The sequence below is a fragment of the Aequorivita sp. H23M31 genome (genome assembly GCF_004022485.1).
In the GTDB taxonomy this organism is placed as follows: Bacteria; Bacteroidota; Bacteroidia; order Flavobacteriales; family Flavobacteriaceae; genus Aequorivita; species Aequorivita ciconiae.
The window spans coordinates 1613135-1631877 of record NZ_CP034951.1; the positions used below are offsets into that span (position 1 = coordinate 1613135).

Below are 18743 nucleotides of genomic sequence, written 5' to 3' on the forward strand. Positions count from 1 at the left end.
ACGTTTGGGCCAGGATTGATATTCCGGTTATAAATCTGTAATTTTGCAGTCCTTATTTGAATCGTAAAAAAACATAGCATGAGTAATAAAGTAGTAATAGTTTCCGCCGCCAGAACCCCTATTGGAAGTTTTTTAGGGAGTCTTTCTTCATTGACCGCTGTCCAGTTAGGTTCAGCCGCGATTAAAGGAGCAATGAAAAAAATAAACTTGGATCCTTCTCTGGTAGAGGAGGTTTTCATGGGCAATGTTGTACAGGCGGGAGTAGGTCAAGCCCCAGCGCGACAGGCCGCCCTTGGTGCCGGACTTCCTCAATCCGTTCCTTGTACCACCGTTAATAAAGTTTGTGCTTCAGGAATGAAGTCAATAATGTTGGCGGCACAATCTATTGCTGCGGGTGATGCCGAAGTGATTATCGCTGGAGGAATGGAAAGCATGAGCAACATTCCCCATTATGTTCAAATGCGAAATGGAACTAAATTCGGTCCCGCCACCTTAGTAGATGGAATGCAAAAAGATGGTTTGGTAGATGCTTATGACAATAACGCAATGGGAACATGTGCCGATCTGTGCGCTACGGAATATAAATTTTCACGAGAAGAGCAGGATGCTTTCGCCATACAATCTTATGAACGCTCTGCAAAAGCTTGGGCAGACGGTAAGTTTAAAGAAGAAGTAGTTCCCGTTGAAGTGCCACAAAGGCGAGGTGAACCTGTTATCGTTTCGGAGGATGAGGAATTTAAGAATGTTAGGATGGACAAAATATCATCATTAAGACCTGCATTTACAAAGGACGGAACGGTAACTGCCGCGAACTCTTCTACTATCAACGATGGGGCAGCTGCATTGGTTTTGATGAGTGAAGCAAAAGCAAAAGAACTGGGACTCGCTCCATTAGCATATATAAAAGGATTTGCCGATGCTGCACAAGAACCAGAATGGTTTACCACAGCCCCTGCAAAAGCGTTGCCAAAAGCACTTGGAAAAGCTGGCGTTGATATTAAGGATGTAGATTATTTTGAATTTAATGAAGCATTTGCCGTGGTGGGATTGGCAAATATGAAAATTCTAAACTTGGACGACAGTAATGTAAACGTTAATGGGGGTGCAGTTTCTTTGGGCCATCCACTTGGTTGCAGCGGAGCTCGTATTGTTATTACACTTCTAAATGTACTAAAACAGAACGATGCTAAAATAGGAGCAGCCGCAATCTGTAATGGTGGTGGTGGTGCTTCCGCTATGGTAATTGAAAAAATCTAATTCCTTCGCGGAAACCTTGAATCGACCTGAATGGAATACGGCATTTGTAACCTAAGCATTGTCCCACTTCGTGCTGAGTCCAGCGACCTAAGCGAAATGGTAAGCCAACTGCTTTATGGTGAACATTTTAAAGTTTTGGAAAAACGAAAAAAATGGAGCTATGTCCGTTTATCTTTTGATGGCTATGAAGGTTGGTTGGATAATAAACAATTCGTAATCATTAGTGAGGAAACCTACGAGCAACTCGAAAAAAAACCACTAAGGTTATCCACGGACATTGTGGATTTTATTACTAGTGAAAATCAGCACTTAATTTCCATTTGTTTAGGAAGCAGCATCTCAGCTGCGAATACTCTAAATCATAGATTTGAAGGGAAAGCAATTTCGGGATTACTTCCGAAAATTCATTTAATAGAAACCGCTATATCCTATTTAAACACGCCTTATTTGTGGGGCGGAAAAAGTCCATTTGGAATTGATTGTAGCGGATTTACCCAAATGGTTTACAAGCTGAATGGACATAAACTGTTCCGCGATGCTAGTCAACAAGCAACACAAGGTGAAGCTTTAAGTTTTATTGAGGAAAGTGAACCTGGGGATTTGGCGTTTTTTGATAACGAGGAAGGTAAAATAACCCATGTGGGTATTATAATGGAAGATAACTATATAATCCATGCCCACGGAAAAGTAAGAATAGATAGACTAGATCACAGTGGAATCTTTAATTATGATCTACGCCAGCATACGCACAGATTGAGAGTGATAAAGAGAATTATTTAAGCGATCAATCTAAAACGACTCAGAAAGGTAATATCCGAAGTATCTTAAAACAAAAATCCCTCGAAATTTTCGAGGGATTTTTGTTTTGATTATTCTTGCTCTTTAAATTTATCGAACCTGGCTTTCATATCTTGATATTTGGCATCATCACCTAATTGACCATAGATATTCATTAGCGTTCGGACAACTTCTCCATTGTTTGGGTTAATTTTAAACGATCTTTCCAAATAAGGTAAAGCTTCTTTTTGGATTTTTTGACGTTCCATTTTCAACTGATCGTATCTTTTATTATCCGCAGCGGAGTTCCCTAAGCTATTCATTTCCTCTACTAACTTATCCTCTGCCGCCAATTTCAATACTGAAATATTGATCAAGGCTCCCTCATAATCTGGTTTTAATTCAAGAGCTTTTTTATAATACTGAACCGCTTTTTCATTATTCCCCATTTCGCCCGCAGCAACGCCCAAATTAAAATAAATCTCGGGATTGTTGGGATCTGAAGCAACTATTTGATTTAGGATTTCATTATATCGCTCTACGTCGCCCATTTTATAACTCATATATGCATCTGCTCGCATAAGTTGAATATCATCTGGGCTTTCGGCACGAGCAGCTTTCATCAGGTCACTTGCCTTTTCCGTATTTCCTTCCTCAATATATATAAGGGTCATATTTCGTAAAATCTCCCCTTTTCTTGAGTCGGTTTTCTTCATCTGTGGTTTTATATATTCCCCACTTTTTACGGCAAGATCGCGTAGGTTCTTGCTCCCAAAAGCTTTTTCCTCACCAGAAACCTTATCAGTTGCAACAAATTGTTCTTCTATTCCAGTATATCCTTGGTCTAAAAGCATTTGATAATACTTTAAAGCAGTATCATAATCATGACCGTTAACGGCGTTACCGGCAGCAAAATATAAATCGCCTGGATCTTGTGACACTAAATAAAGTGCGTACAATTTTTCTGTAGCGGGTGTATAATTTTGTGCGTTTTGATCATCCATCGCAGCATTAATAATATCAACTCGGAGGTTTTGGAGCGCTGTTTCGAACTCCATATTAATCTTTGGATTTAAGGAAATTGCTGTTTGGAAGGCTTCGGCGGCAGCCAATAACTTCTTGTGATTTTTATTGGCAGCACCCAGAATCGCTTCACCTCGGGTGGCATAAAATTGGGCTTTCATCTGATTATCCACGGTCCCTAATTGCGGTTCCGCTTCATCCAAATACTTTAATGCCTCATTAAATTGACTGGACTTTATGGCTTTTTCAGCTTTTTTGATTTCCTTTTTTTGTCCAAAGGAAACAGCGGTTACAAGTGCCAATCCGGCTATTAAAACTCGTTTTTTCATTTGTTTAATAATTTTTGTTTTTCTAAAGGTAAAAATAATCCTCTTATTTATAATTCATCTTAATTCAAAGATAATAAGTGGAGGTATCATTCTTACTGCTTTATTCGTTATTTTCAGTTTCTTCGTCGTTGGAGTCAAGAATAGTGCCATTATTTTCTATATCATTTTCAATCTCTTGATCCAGAACAGCTTCTTCTTCATCTTTCATCGCTTTTGCAACTGCGGCAATGGCATCATCCTCCCTTACCTTTATCAGCCGAACACCTTGAGTGGCGCGACCCATAACCCTCAGGGTCGAAACAGCCATTCTAATGGCAATCCCAGATTTGTTGATAATCATCAAATCATCGTCATCCGTAACATTTTTAATGGCAACGAGTTTACCTGTCTTTTCGGTTACGTTAATAGTTTTCACACCTTTACCGCCCCGATTGGTTACACGATAATCCTCGATTGAAGACCTTTTACCATATCCATTTTCAGACACTACAAGAACGTCCGATTGGGCATCATTGACTGCGATCATTCCTATTACCTCATCCTTTTCATTTGCAAGAGTTATTCCTCTTACTCCTGAAGCATTTCTTCCCATAGGCCTTGTTTTCTCTTCCTCAAAACGTATAGCCTTCCCAGACCTCACAGCAAGCATTACCTGGCTGTCTCCAGTTGTAAGTTTTGCCTCCAGCAATTCGTCATCTTCTCTAATGGTTATGGCATTGATCCCGTTTGTTCTTGGGCGGGAATACTGCTCAAGGGAAGTCTTTTTAACTTGGCCCTTTTTGGTGGCCATAATTACATAATGACTGTTTATATATTCTTCATCTTTTAAATCCTGGGTATTAATAAAAGCTTTAACGCTATCGTCCGGTTCAATATTTATCAAATTCTGAATTGCCCGACCTTTTGAAGTTCTTGTTCCCTCAGGGATTTCGAAAACCCGCATCCAGAAACATTTTCCTTTTTGGGTGAAGAATAGCATATACTGATGGTTTGTCCCCACAAAAAGATGCTCAAGAAAGTCCTCATTTCTGGTAGCCGAAGCTTTTTGACCCACTCCTCCTCTCGCTTGGGTTTTATATTCAGTAAGAGAAGTTCTTTTTATATAACCAGCGTGCGAAATAGTAATTACAACCTGTTCATCTGCAATAAGATCTGTAATACTCACATCCCCTCCGGCATATTCTATAGTTGAGCGACGCTCATCACCATACTTGCTACGAACTTCTGCAAGTTCATCCTTAATAATTTCCATTCTTCTTTCAAAACTGGCAAGAATTTCTTTATAATCCTCGATGGTTTTCATCAACTCCTCATATTCTGTTCGCAGCTTATCCTGTTCTAGGCCTGTTAACTGACGCAAACGCATCTCGACAATTGCCTTCGCCTGGATCTCGGATAAACTGAAAGCTTCAATAAGTTTTTGTCGCGCCTCATCCGCATTGGAAGACGCACGGATTAGACGAATTACCTCATCAATATTATCCGAAGCTATAATCAAACCTTCCAAAATATGCGCGCGCTCCTCCGCCTTTCGCAGTAAATATTCTGTTCGGCGCACTACAACTTCGTGTCTGTGCTCTACAAAATAATGGATCAGATCCTTTAGATTCAACATTTGCGGCCTTCCATTAACCAAGGCAATGTTGTTTACGCTAAAACTGGATTGAAGTGCGGTATATTTATATAAAGTGTTGAGAACAATGTTTGGGATTGCATCTCTTTTCAGAATATAGACAATGCGCATTCCCTTTCTATCACTCTCATCGCGAATATTTGATATACCCTCTATTTTCTTTTCATTGACCAGATCGGCTGTTTTCTTGATCATTTCAGCCTTGTTTACCTGATATGGAATTTCGGTAACTATAATACATTCGCGCCCGTTTACCACTTCAAAAGAAGCTTTGGCGCGCATTACCACCCGTCCTCGTCCCGTTTTAAAGGCTTCACGGACTCCTTCATAGCCATAAATAATTCCACCCGTGGGAAAGTCGGGTGCTTTGATGTATTGCATCAGTCCATCAACATCAATATCATTATCATCAATGTAAGCGATTATTCCATTCACCACTTCCGTAAGGTTATGGGGAGGCATATTCGTTGCCATACCAACGGCGATTCCACTCGCTCCATTTATTAGAAGTCCTGGAATTCGCGTGGGCAGAACTGTTGGTTCATTTAAAGTATCATCAAAATTAAGTTGGTGATCTACGGTATCTTTATCAATATCGGCCAACATATCCTCTGAAATCTTCTGCATGCGCGCCTCTGTATATCGCATTGCTGCAGGCGAATCTCCATCCACCGAACCAAAGTTACCTTGCCCGTCGATAAGCATATATCTCAAACTCCATTCTTGGGCCATTCTCACCATGGCATCATAAACGGAAGTATCACCGTGCGGGTGATATTTACCTAAAACTTCCCCAACAATTCTCGCTGATTTTTTATGTGCGCCTGTGGCCCTAATTCCCAATTCGTGCATTCCAAACAAGACCCGTCGATGTACGGGCTTCATACCATCACGAACATCTGGCAAAGCTCGTGACACAATGACGGACATTGAATAATCAATGTATGCCGATTTCATCTCATCTTCAATGTTTATGGGAATTAATCTTTCTCCTTCAGCCATAAAAATATAGGTTTATTAATCATTAATATATTAAGGAGCAAGATACATATTTCAGTAGGTTTTACGCGGGTTTTTAGGGTTCAAAATTACCTATTTATTAACAAAACATAGCGGTGCAATCGTTGATAAGTATAGGCCTTAACGCTTTGAATTACCGTTTACTTTTCGTCCTTTTACTAAATTGATCTGAAATAGGAATGGTTTTTGACCTAATTTGGGTAATTTAGTAGTTTAATGAAAGAAAGGAAATTAAAACATGGATGATAATTTTTCACCAAGAGTAAAAGACGTAATTGCCTATAGCAAGGAAGAAGCACTCCGTTTGGGTCATGATTTTATTGGCACGGAACACTTAATGCTGGGACTTTTAAGGGATGGCAGTGGGAAGGCGGTAACAATTTTAAACGCACTTGCGATAGATCTAAACCATTTGCGCAGAAAAGTAGAGATTTTGAGCCCCGCCAATTCCGCAGTGTTAACCACGACCAATGAGAAAAAAAACCTCCACCTTACTCGGCAGGCAGAAAGAGCTTTAAAGACCACATTTTTGGAAGCGAAGCTTTTTCAAAGCACCTCGATTAATACCGCACATTTACTTTTATGTATTTTGCGGAATGAAAACGACCCTACGACCAAACTGTTGAACAAAATGAAGATTGATTATGATGCGGTTAAAGACCAATTTAAACTTATGATAACCAATGACGACGACTATATAGAATCTCCTAGTGCCGAATCCTTTTCAAACGATGACGATACATCTGCGGGTGATGCAGGAAAGGAAAATCTGTTTATGGGAGGCACCTCCAAAACAAACAAGAAATCGAAAACTCCCGTACTCGATAATTTTGGAAGAGACCTTACTTCCCTCGCGGAAGAAGGAAAACTTGATCCGGTTGTGGGAAGAGAAAACGAAATCCAACGCGTATCCCAGATTTTAAGCCGAAGAAAGAAAAACAATCCTCTGCTAATCGGTGAGCCAGGAGTAGGTAAATCTGCCATTGCAGAAGGTCTTGCTCTTCGTATTATTCAACGAAAAGTCTCTCGAATTCTGTACGACAAACGCGTTGTTACTTTAGATTTGGCCAGTTTGGTTGCAGGTACAAAATACCGAGGCCAATTTGAGGAGCGAATGAAGGCTGTAATGAACGAACTTGAAAAGAACGATGATATCATTCTTTTTATAGATGAAATACATACCATCGTGGGCGCAGGTGGAGCTACAGGCTCTCTTGACGCTTCCAACATGTTCAAACCCGCGCTTGCTAGGGGAGAAATTCAATGTATAGGAGCTACTACACTTGATGAATACCGTCAATATATTGAAAAGGATGGTGCTCTGGAAAGACGTTTCCAAAAAGTATTGGTAGAACCTACGAGTGTAGAGGAAACCGTTGAAATACTTATGAATATTAAGGATAAGTATGAAACCCACCATAATGTGGAATATACCGATGAAGCGATTTTGGCTTGTGTCAAACTTACAAATCGATATATGACGGAACGCTTTCTACCGGACAAAGCTATTGATGCCCTGGATGAAGCGGGATCAAGGGTCCATATCACTAACATTCACGTACCGGAAAAGATTCTTAAAATAGAGGCCAAACTTGAAGAAGTACGGGAGCTGAAAAATTCTGTAGTCAAAAAACAGAAATACGAAGAAGCGGCGAAACTTCGGGATGATGAGAAAAACCTTGAAAAAGAGCTGGCAGAACAACAGGCAACCTGGGAGGCGGATTCTAAGCTGAACAAGGTAGCGGTAACCGAAGAAAATGTTGCAGAGGTTGTTTCCATGATGACAGGGATTCCAGTAAATAGGATTGCCCAAACTGAAAGCAAGAAACTCGCTGCCCTCCCCGACCGAATTAAAGGAAAAGTAATTGGACAGGACGAAGCTGTTGCTAAAGTCGTTAAGGCTATTCAAAGAAATCGTGCTGGATTGAAGGACCCGAACAAACCTATTGGATCATTTATTTTCCTAGGTCAAACAGGGGTTGGTAAAACCCAACTTGCTAAGGTTTTGGCGCGAGAACTTTTTGATTCGGATAATGCACTCATTCGTATTGATATGAGCGAGTATATGGAGAAATTTGCTATCTCTCGTTTAGTTGGAGCACCTCCGGGATACGTAGGGTATGAAGAGGGCGGTCAGTTAACCGAAAAAATAAGAAGAAAACCTTATGCGGTTGTACTGCTCGATGAAATTGAGAAAGCCCACCCAGATGTTTTCAATATGTTGCTACAGGTATTGGATGACGGATTTCTCACTGATAGTTTAGGTAGAAAAATCGATTTCAGAAATACCATAATCATAATGACCTCCAACATTGGAGCACGTCAGATCAAGGATTTTGGACAAGGAGTTGGTTTTGGAACTTCGGCGAAAAAGAGCCAAGAGGAAACCTACACAAAGAGTGTTATCGAAAACGCACTGAAAAAGACCTTTGCTCCAGAATTCCTGAACCGAATTGACGATGTAATGGTTTTCAACGCTCTGGAAAAAGAGGATATCCATAAAATTATCGATATCGAGCTGGATAAACTTTATCTGCGAATCAAAGATTTGGGCTATACTCTAAATCTTTCAGAAAAAGCGAAAGACTTTATCGCAGAAAAAGGCTTCGATAAGCAATATGGCGCAAGACCTCTAAACCGAGCCATCCAGAAATATATTGAGGATGCCCTAGCGGAAGAAATCATCAACAGCGGACTTACCGAAGGAGATGCAATTTCAATGGATCTGGATGAAGATAAGGACGAATTGACAATAAGCATCAAAAAACAGAAGAAGGCCACTGAATCTTAGCCGGTTGAAAAGCCGATAAATTACCTATCCCGAGAGAAATCTTGGGGATTTTTTTTGTTTACATATAAAGAATAAGATTCCTTATTCAAACATAATTTCAGGATCCACATCCAAGGAAGATAAAAATGCAATGCTTGCATGAATGTCATCTGCCATTACACGGTCTTCCTCTATAAATGGAACAATAGATCGATATGGTTTTAGAAATGTCTCCAAAAATGGAGACGTCTTTGTAGGTTCTCGAAAACGCAATGCCTGTGATGCATTCATTAATTCGATAGCCAAAACGGTTTCGATATTATCCACTACTTTTAAACACTTGGTAGCACCGTTCGCACCCATACTAACGTGATCCTCCTGCCCGTTTGAAGAAACAATGGAATCGACTGACGATGGCGTAGCAAATTGCTTATTCTGGCTTACAATACTTGCAGCGGTATATTGAGGGATCATAAAACCGCTGTTCAGCCCGGGATTGTTCACAAGAAATGCTGGAAGCTCCCTTAATCCTGATACCAATTGGTAAGTCCTTCTTTCGGAAATATTGCCCAATTCGCACATTGCAATAGCAAGATAGTCTAAAGCAAGAGCCAATGGCTGCCCGTGAAAGTTTCCCCCAGAAATAATCATATCATCCTTTACAAAAATGTTAGGATTATCCGTAACCGAGTTCATTTCGGTTTTAAAGGTTTTATGCACAAAAGTGATAGTGTCTTTGGTTGCACCATGAACTTGTGGGATACACCTAAAAGAATATGGATCCTGAACATTTTTCTTTTCGGATTTTCCAATTTCGCTTTCATGCAAGAATTCTCGAAATCTTTCCGCTGTTTTTATCTGTCCACGGTGAGGCCGTATCAAGTGGACCAAAGGATTAAAAGGGCTCATATTACAGTCGAATGCATCGGTAGAAATGGCTCCTATTAAATCGGCCAAATAGGAAAGTTTATAGCTTTTTAAAAGACAATGTACCCCATAAGCGGTCATAAACTGGGTACCATTAAGAAGTGCGAGACCTTCTTTGGCCTTTAAAGTAATAGGCTCCCAACCAAACTTTTTCAATATTTTTTCCGAAGGCGTTCTTTTCCCGCTCCAATACACTTCACCTTTCCCTAAAAGAGGAAGAGAGAGGTGGGCCAAGGGCGCCAAATCGCCTGAAGCTCCCAAACTTCCTTGAGTATAAACAACCGGAAGTATCTCGTTATTATAAAAATCAATTAGTCTTTCTATGGTTTCCAGTTGCACACCACTATATCCATAACTCAGCGACTGAATTTTCAGCAGGAGCATTAGTTTTATAATTGGTTTTGGCACCAGATCTCCTGTACCACAAGCGTGGGACATTACAAGGTTTTCCTGTAATTTATAAATGCCCTCAGATGGAATTTTAACATAGCAAAGCGACCCAAAACCAGTGTTGATACCATATACCGGGGTTTCATTATCCTTCATTTTGTTAACCAGATAATCCCGGGATTTATTAATATTCAATTGGGCTTCTTCCGAAAGCGCCAACTTCATATGCTTCTCCAAAATTTCCTTTATATTGGATAAATCTAGTATTTCAGAACTTATATAATGTATTTCCTGCATTGAGATAAAATTTTTACAAAAATAAGAATTTTAAAGGGCGGACTTGACCAAACTTTTCAAAAAAGGTTTCCAAACCTTAGGAAAAGGACCTTTTCTTTGAAAAAGAAACGAAATAAAAAATTAACAAACTAATGGCGGAGTTTTGAAATTGGGATTCCTAATTTTATAAATTCATTATATATTTTTTAGTTCCCTTTTATTCAGTTCAGAAAGGTTACATTCATCATAAACAATAAGAAAAACATTAAAAAAAATGAAATATTTAGCATTCTTACTTTTGGCACTCGTCCTACTTTCTTGCGATAAAAATGAACCGTCGTACTCTATTATTCATGGTACATTAGAAAATAGTCCCGCGGACTTCATCGTGGTTACTGGGAACAAGTTGGAAACAAAGATCCCAGTTTCCGCAGACCGAACATTTTCAGATACCTTACACTTACATAGCGATGGTTTTTATCAATTATATGCCGGCAGGGAACAAACTGAGATTTATTTGGAAAAAGGGAAAAACTTAACTATCAATATGGATGGAGATAATTTTGACGAGTCCTTAAAATTCTCTGGCGATCTTGCAACTGAAAACAATTATTTGAACCAAAGATATCTTTGGAATGAAACACATATAGACTATAAGGATCTTTATTCTTCAGATGAAGATACCTTTATAAAAAAACTGGATGCAAATCAGAAAGCTATGGATAGTCTTTATAAAGTCCACAAAATTAAAAATCCAAACTTTGAAAAAATCTCTCAAAAGGAAAATGAATATTTGAAAGCAACCCATATTGAAAATTATGTTGATGCACATAGATACCTTACAGGAATAGAAGATTATCAAGTGGAAAGCAACTTTTATAATCCCTTAAAGGATATAAATTATGCAGATACTCTTGCCTTTCGTAACTCACTCGCTTATCAAAATATGTTGGATGCACATTTTAATCGCTTGGTAAATGAAGAAACTTATGAAAGTGGAGACAATGAACACACTTTACTTTTTATGAAAAAAGTAAATTCCTCTTTGCCAGATGGGTATGCTAAGGATAAAATAATGTTCAATTACCTTCATTTTGGTCTAAAACCAGATAACAGTCTGGAAGAAGCGTTTAATATTTATAAGAATTCCAATCCCAATCCGGATAACTTAATGGAAATTACAGGCCGCTATAATAAACTGCAGACCCTTATTAAAGGAAAGGCCTCTCCTACTTTCAACTATGAAAACCATAAAGGTGGAAAAACTAGCCTAGCAGATTTAAAAGGGAAATATGTATATATAGACGTTTGGGCTACTTGGTGTGGACCATGTTTAAGGGAAATTCCCGCTTTAAAAGAAAGAGAAAAAGAGTATCAAAGTAAAAACATTGAATTTGTTAGTATTTCTATTGACGAGCCAAAGGATTATGATAAGTGGAAAAATATGGTTACGGAAAAATCTCTTGCAGGTGTGCAATTAATGGCGGATAACAACTGGAATTCAGAATTTGTGAAGGATTACGGAATACTTGGTATCCCAAGGTTTATATTACTCGACCCCGACGGAAATATAGTTTCTGCAGATGCGCCAAGACCATCAGATCCTATGCTAAAAAAGACTCTTGACGCATTACTTTAAGGAAGTATCATTTTAAAATATAATCGCCCACGAATACCAAAATGTTCGTGGGTTTTTTATTTCCATTTCTATCCTGGGATTTGCTATACTAGAGATGAAACTAAAAACATATGTAAAGAAAAGAGGTCCAAACATTCTAACGTTTCAACCTTCTTCATTTGAAAATTAAAGCTGAAAAGAATTCATCTTAAAATTAAGAAATCCTATCTAAAACTTATTTAATCTTTCGAGTCCTTTTCGTTTTTCCATAATACTTCTTATATCGGAAGTATGCAACAACACTCAGGATTACCGCGAACAATGTAATCCACCAAACAAAGGTCGGAGTGGCCGGCGCATCTCCACTGGCGTAAGAATGTAATCCACTTAGATAAAAGTTTACACCAAAATACGTCATCATAATTGAGGCGTAGGAAAACAGGGCAAAAACATTAAAAGTCCAACGACCTCGAAGTCCGGGCACCAATCTTGCGTGAATTACAAATGCGTAAACCATAATACTTATCAAGGCCCAGGTTTCTTTCGGATCCCAACCCCAATAACGGCCCCAACTCTCGTTCGCCCATTGTCCGCCTAAGAAGTTACCGATGGTCAATAACACCAATCCAGCTGTAAGAGCCATTTCGGTAATTACCGTAAGCTCACTGATGTTTATTTCCATCTTGCTGTAATTCTTCCTCGTGGTAAATATCATTAGTAACAATGATATTGCTGCCAGAATCATTCCCAAGGTAAAAGGACCATAGCTCATTACTATTACCGCCACATGAATCATCAACCAATAGCTATCCAATACTGGCTGAAGGTTCGCAATAGAGGGATCTAACCAATTTTCGTGGGCAACCCATAAAATAATCGCGCCAACAAAAGCAGTAGAGGCAACCGTTAGGTCACTTTTTCGGCCAAAGGATAGTCCGAAGAAAACAGTGGCCCAAGCAACGTAAATCACCGATTCGTAGGCGTCACTCCAAGGTGCATGACCACTTACATACCAGCGAAGGGCCAATCCTAGGGTCATTAAAGTGAAGAATATCCACATTAATATTTTTGAACCACTTATTAGAATACGAAGAATTTTTCTATCCCTAAAGAGTTGGGCTATAATGAAAATGAACATTAGAATACCGAATATTCCAAATAACTTATACAACCGATTAAATATATCTGCCTTATTGTAAATAGTTTCAGCTGCCAATTTATTTTCGGAAGGCATAATCTCGGCTCCATATTTTTTCTGGAAATTGGTTATGCTCTCCAAAAAATCATCAGCTTGAGTGTAATCTCCAGATTCCCTAGCTTTTTTCAAACTGTCAAAATACATGGGCAGAATATTTCTGGCATAGAGAGAGTCCATACCTGTAATATTCACCTCTCCCAATTCAGGATAAGAAACCCACTTATTCCCAGGATCGCCGGGAATGGGAAATATTTTTAATATACTCCCACTTAAAGCAGCATTTAATAATGAAAAATTTTCATGCGCTTTTATAAAATCTTTTTGATATTGATTGGGCGTAGTAGTTCGCGTGGCAGCTGCCAGATAGGGTTCAAGTTTATAATTTCCTTTATTATCAAAAAGATCTAGAAGAGATATGTTTTTTTGGCCATCAGGAACACCGGCTACGTGACGGATGCTATCATTACCTCTTTTTAGGGCGATTAATGGAACTTCAACCCAGAGTCGCGGAAATTCAGACATCGAAATAAATACCTGATCTGCGTCTAGGCCTTTGTAATGGTCACTGCGACTAACTTTTCTCAATAACTCACTGGCGAACGTATTGATTGGCTTCATCCGACCGTTGTCCTGGATCAATAAATGCCCAAATTTTTCAGCGTGTTCTTTACTTACGGCATTTGCAATTATCAGGGAATCAACCTGCTCCTTAGGCAGAGAAGCGTGTGATGTGGACTCGGGTTGTTGTGCCATTCCGGAAAAACCAAGAAGAAGCACCAAAATAGTAATCATACTCTTTTTCTTACGCTTTATGCGGTCCAGCATAATTTCCAGTTTTCCGAAACGGCTATCCTTGCTGAATAATATGGCGAGAAGACCTATATATAAGAAGAAATAAGCAATATATGTAATCCAAGTACCCCACCAGTCGTGGTTTACAGATAGAATAGTCCCACCTTCATCTGGATCGAAACCAGATTGGAAGAAACGATATCCATCATGATCAAGAACGTTGTTCATAAAAATATCGGCATCAAAATGACTTTTATCCTCGTCTATTACGGTAACCTTACTCTTAAAAGAAGAATACCCTTTTTCGGTACCTGGATATTTATCGGCGATAAACTCGTTTAATGTAATGCTAAAAGGAAGTGGGATACTTTCAGAGCCATAGCTCATGTATACTTTTAATCCACCCACCTCAGTTTCCGTAGGACTTGGCGCGCTACCTTTACCTCCTAGCAACGCCACGGTTTTGGTTTCATCCTTCGACGAAACTTCAACAACCAAAGCATCTTGATGAGATTCTCCTGGTTTAGCCTTCACTACGCCAAATTTCCCTTTGGTCAGTTCTTCAGGCACGACAAAACCAATTCCTCCAAGTTGGTAAAGCGATCGAAGATTAAAGTCCTGAACGCTATCTGCCGCAACAGTTCCTTCTTTTTGATCTGCCATCCTTAGATAATTTCCTTCAAATGGGCTGGAAATTTTGTATTCCCCATCGGCCGTAGTGGAAATATTTATAGCACCTTCTGTTGGCTTGTTAACAGCAAATAAAATATTATGAATGTTGGAAACCTCTCCATCCTTCACCCAATGGTCATGTCTTTCCCCACCGCTGGATTCCACAATTTTTAGATATTCGTCTCCGGTTTCATCCAGAGTCAATCCTTCCGTGGCCCCCTTAATAAACTCTTTGAATTTAATGGTTACTGGCTGCCCCTTATAATCTGTATTTATTTTAAAATCATTGTTGAGCCTTTCAGAGAGCCTAAGTTTTTTAGGCTTCAATTTTCGACGTTGCGGAACGCCATCGACCATATAATCTCCATCTATAAAAACATCCAAATAAGTTTCCTCAGACAGAATGGAGTTTTCAGTTTGCCCTTCGCGGATATGCATTACACCTTCAAAACCAATATATCGGGTAACAAATGCACCAAATATCGCCAGAATCAAAGCGAGATGGAGCATTAGCGAAGCCCACATTTTCCTCTTATGGAGATTATATCTAAATATATTGCCGATAAAGTTTATAACGAATATTCCCATTATAGCCTCAAACCACCATGCATTATATATTAACTCTCTAGTATAGGGGGTTGGCGGGGTTTCTGAGGAAGCGTCCAAAAATGTTCCTATTGCCATTGCAGCGGCAAAAACTAGGAAGAGAACAGCGGTTAATCGGGTAGAAAAAAGAACAGAAGCTACTTTTTTTAGCATTGTAAAAAATTTTGAAGCAAATTTAGGTATTTGTGCCCATTTAAGCTATTAAAAACACAGTTCAAACATAACTGGATACGAGGATTTATTTTTAAAGTTTAGCTTTAAATTTCGCAACATCAAATAAGAGGTCAAGCGGTAGAAATCGATATCCACCTCCAAAAGGCCATTTCCAAAAACAATTATTTTTCCTGAGGCGAAGTGCGTGAGTTGAAAATATTCAGGTGTAGGAACGTTCCCATATGGCGTGCGCGGTTTTTTGCCACTTGCGCTCTTTCATCATTTGGATTAAAAAGTTCGTCAATGGTCTGCACCCAAAGGTTGATCCAAGTTCCAAAGTGCATTTCATTAATAGTATTACCACACATATTGTCCACTTCAACATGTGCGTGCATAGGGTTTCCAAAGTATTTTCTATTAAAGAAAAGGTTGGTTTCCCAGAAATCTGTCAGCAATTCCAAATGGGTTTCCCAATCGGTAATTATTCCATTAAAAATAGGTCCAAGAAGCTCATCCTGCCTGATTTTTGCGTAAAATGTGCGGACCAATAGAGAAACATCGTCTCTAGATTTTATTTCGCGTTCTATCATTTTCCTTTTTCCTGCAAAGTTACCAAAATCAATAACAAGATACATGCTAAAATTACAAGGAGGAAAACTTGAAATCTTTACCCATACGGCGATCTAAAACATCAATACTAAATATCTACCAATCGCTAGAAATCTAATTTATTTTGGTTTATGAACGTACTGAAATTTCTAGTAGCCCATTATACAATAGAACTGACCTGAAAATCGGCGTAAAACTAAAAAAGAAACAAGGAAAATAGAATTGTTACGGGTAAGAATTCCGTTGAAAAATTAAAAAACCTTACTTTCGCATTATGATAAACGTAGTGTTTTTGGGATTTGGAAACCTTAATTATCACCTGTGCCACGCCTTGAACAAACTTGATGGCATTAATATAAAACAGGTTTTCAATAGAAATTACATCAACTTTCTTTCTCCATTGGATGGTATCCAATTCACCGATAAAATTTCGGAAATTGTGGATGCGGATATCTATATTATCGGAATTCCTGATGATGCTATTTCTCCTTTTTCCGAGGATCTTCCTTTTCAGAATAAGCTTACTGTTCATACCTCTGGCGGGGTGGCAATGGAAAATCTTTCAAAAAAGAACAGACGCGGGGTTTTTTATCCGCTACAGACATTCTCTAAAAAACGGGATGTGGACTTCTCAAATATTCCAGTTTGCTATGAAGCTGAAACTCCTGAAGACTTGGAATTGCTCAGAAAATTGGGCAGTCTTATCTCTAACACTGTTGTAAATATCTCTTCTGAAAAAAGAGAAAAATTGCATTTGGCAGCCGTTTTCGTTAATAACTTCGTTAACTATTTATATGGAATTGGCCACGACATTTTGGAAAAAGAAGACCTCTCCTTCAATCTATTAAAGCCATTGATTTTGGAAACCGCCATAAAAATCGAAACACTTTCTCCAGTAGAAGCACAAACCGGTCCGGCGCGGCGAAATGATATTAAAACTATAAAAAAACATCTTCATTTACTCGATAATGAAAACCCTGAATATAAAAAGTTTTACGAACAGTTTACCGAAGCATTAAAAAAGTAATAGACCCCAGCGAATATCCTATTATTAAAAAGGTCTCTCGTTGGTGATAAAAAAATCGATTATATGAGTTACAAAGAATACTTAAAACACATAACCACCTTTATTTTCGACGTGGACGGAGTGCTGACTGATGGCACCGTAAAAGTGACTACGGAAGGAGAAATGTTCCGTACCATGAATGTTAAGGATGGATACGCTCTTAAAACTGCGGTGGAAAAAGGGTTTAAAGTATGTGTTATTTCTGGTGGAACCAATGAAGGAGTGCGCGTAAGGCTCCAAAATTTAGGAATCAAGGATATTTTCCTGGGCGCGAGCCAAAAAACCCAAGTCCTGGAGGAATATTTAAAAACAAACAATCTAAAAGCCGAAAATGTGCTTTATATGGGCGACGATTTGCCCGATTTTAAAATAATGCAAGAAGTAGGACTACCTACCTGCCCACAGGATGCAGTTCCGGAAATCAAGGCCATTTCCAAATACGTATCCCATAAAAAAGGCGGTAAAGGCTGCGTGCGCGATGTCCTGGAACAAGTTATGAAAGTTCAAGGAAAATGGGCGATAACCAATGGAGTAAGCGCTAAATATGATTAACAATTCAGAATTCTGAATTAATTAAACCTCTTAACTTGAAGTATCTTCACCTCATCCGCTACCAAAACCTGATATTTATTGCGCTGGCGCAGGTATTTATCAGATACGGCCTTTTTAAACCATTTGGGATTGATATAACTTTAAATGGTTTTGGTTTTTCTCTGTTGGTAATTGCAACACTTTGCATAGCGGCGGCGGGAAATATCATAAATGATATTTACGACATAGAAATCGACAAAATAAACAAACCCAAAAAGGTATTGATTGGAAGGAAAGTCAGCGAAAGAAGCGCTAATAATCTGTTTATTGGATTAAACGTAGTTGGTGTAGCAATCGGATTTTATCTTGCCAATATTATCGGAAAGCCGGCATTTGCTGCACTTTTTATAGTTTTCTCTGCTCTCCTCTATTTGTATGCCTCTTATCTAAAGGGAATTATTCTGGTCGGCAACATCCTGATTTCAGTTCTAGTAGCCATGAGCCTCATTATTGTCGGACTCTTTGATTTGATGCCCGCCATTACACCTACCAATCAAACAACCCAATCCACAATATTCAGTATTGTCCTTGATTATGCCCTGTTTGCATTTTTTCTCAATGTTATTAGAGAAATAGTAAAAGATTTAGAGGATATCAATGGTGACAAAAAAGGAGAGATGAATACACTTCCCATTGCCTTGGGAAGAAAAAGAACCACGCTTATCGTCTTTATTCTGGGTGTATTATTGGTATTGGGAGTTGTATTTTATATGTACCAATATCTTTACAATCAACAAATTTTACTTCTTTACTTTCTTTGCGCGATTGTTGCTCCCTTACTTTATTTTTGCGTCTTGGCGTGGACAGCAAAAACCAAAAAGGAGTATGGCTTTCTTTCAATGGTTCTAAAAATAATTATGTTTACGGGAATCTGCTCAATACTGTTGTTTCAAATAGCGCTTTTGGATTAGGAAATAAGGATTGAGAATTTAAAGCCTAGGGTCTAGAGTCAAAAAAAAGGAATTTTGAACCAAGCACTAAGAGACCACGAGGAGGCAAAAGCTAGGAAGCGCTTGTGCGCCACAATTTCAGCGTT

General features: G+C 38.8%; 12 protein-coding genes. 7 read left to right on the plus strand and 5 right to left on the minus strand.

The window, feature by feature from the left end; translation table 11 throughout:
- Positions 1–78 precede the first annotated feature (78 nt).
- Positions 79–1257 carry an acetyl-CoA C-acyltransferase gene (locus tag EI546_RS07095; RefSeq protein ID WP_128249891.1) on the plus strand — a complete coding sequence of 393 codons (1179 nt, stop codon included), beginning with the start codon at positions 79–81 and terminating at the stop codon, positions 1255–1257.
- 30 nt (positions 1258–1287) lie between these two features.
- Positions 1288–2037: a C40 family peptidase gene (locus tag EI546_RS07100; RefSeq protein WP_128249892.1), complete on the plus strand. Its 750-nt coding sequence runs from the start codon at positions 1288–1290 to the stop codon at positions 2035–2037.
- A gap of 89 nt (positions 2038–2126) precedes the next feature.
- Here the strand turns inward: EI546_RS07100 and EI546_RS07105 are convergent, their stop codons facing one another.
- Complete coding sequence (locus EI546_RS07105; RefSeq protein ID WP_128249893.1) at positions 2127–3386, minus strand: tetratricopeptide repeat protein; 1260 nt, start codon at positions 3384–3386, stop codon at positions 2127–2129.
- Between the two features lie 100 nt (positions 3387–3486).
- Positions 3487–6021 carry a DNA gyrase subunit A gene (gene gyrA / locus EI546_RS07110; protein ID WP_128249894.1) on the minus strand — a complete coding sequence of 845 codons (2535 nt, stop codon included), beginning with the start codon at positions 6019–6021 and terminating at the stop codon, positions 3487–3489.
- Positions 6022–6277: 256 nt separating this feature from the next.
- Between gyrA and EI546_RS07115 the strand changes: the two genes are divergently transcribed.
- A complete protein-coding gene (locus tag EI546_RS07115) occupies positions 6278–8830 on the plus strand; it encodes an ATP-dependent Clp protease ATP-binding subunit (RefSeq protein WP_128249895.1) in 2553 nt (850 codons plus the stop codon).
- An 81-nt stretch (positions 8831–8911) separates the two neighbouring features.
- On the opposite strand, the gene hutH is transcribed toward EI546_RS07115, so the two are convergent.
- The gene (gene hutH, locus EI546_RS07120) at positions 8912–10423 is read right to left on the minus strand and encodes a histidine ammonia-lyase (RefSeq protein ID WP_128249896.1); all 1512 of its coding nucleotides are present in this window, start codon (positions 10421–10423) and stop codon (positions 8912–8914) included.
- A 253-nt stretch (positions 10424–10676) separates the two neighbouring features.
- Here hutH and EI546_RS07125 point away from each other — a divergent pair, with 253 nt between their 5' ends.
- Positions 10677–12041 (plus strand): TlpA family protein disulfide reductase, encoded by a 1365-nt coding sequence (locus EI546_RS07125; protein ID WP_128249897.1) that lies wholly within the window; start codon positions 10677–10679, stop codon positions 12039–12041.
- A 214-nt stretch (positions 12042–12255) separates the two neighbouring features.
- Here the strand turns inward: EI546_RS07125 and ccsA are convergent, their stop codons facing one another.
- On the minus strand, positions 12256–15441 hold the full coding sequence (gene ccsA / locus EI546_RS07130) for a cytochrome c biogenesis protein CcsA (protein WP_128249898.1): 3186 nt from the start codon (positions 15439–15441) through the stop codon (positions 12256–12258).
- Between the two features lie 182 nt (positions 15442–15623).
- A complete protein-coding gene (locus EI546_RS07135) occupies positions 15624–16076 on the minus strand; it encodes a group III truncated hemoglobin (protein WP_240673182.1) in 453 nt (150 codons plus the stop codon).
- A gap of 248 nt (positions 16077–16324) precedes the next feature.
- On the opposite strand from EI546_RS07135, the gene EI546_RS07140 reads away from it, so the two are divergent.
- From EI546_RS07140 to EI546_RS07150, 3 genes are read left to right on the plus strand one after another with little or no spacing between them, the layout of a single operon-like run.
- On the plus strand, positions 16325–17077 hold the full coding sequence (locus EI546_RS07140; protein WP_128249899.1) for a Rossmann-like and DUF2520 domain-containing protein: 753 nt from the start codon (positions 16325–16327) through the stop codon (positions 17075–17077).
- 54 nt (positions 17078–17131) lie between these two features.
- Positions 17132–17668 carry a KdsC family phosphatase gene (locus EI546_RS07145; protein ID WP_128249900.1) on the plus strand — a complete coding sequence of 179 codons (537 nt, stop codon included), beginning with the start codon at positions 17132–17134 and terminating at the stop codon, positions 17666–17668.
- A 35-nt stretch (positions 17669–17703) separates the two neighbouring features.
- The gene (locus EI546_RS07150; protein WP_128249901.1) at positions 17704–18618 is read left to right on the plus strand and encodes a geranylgeranylglycerol-phosphate geranylgeranyltransferase; all 915 of its coding nucleotides are present in this window, start codon (positions 17704–17706) and stop codon (positions 18616–18618) included.
- The last annotated feature ends 125 nt before the right edge of the window (positions 18619–18743 follow it).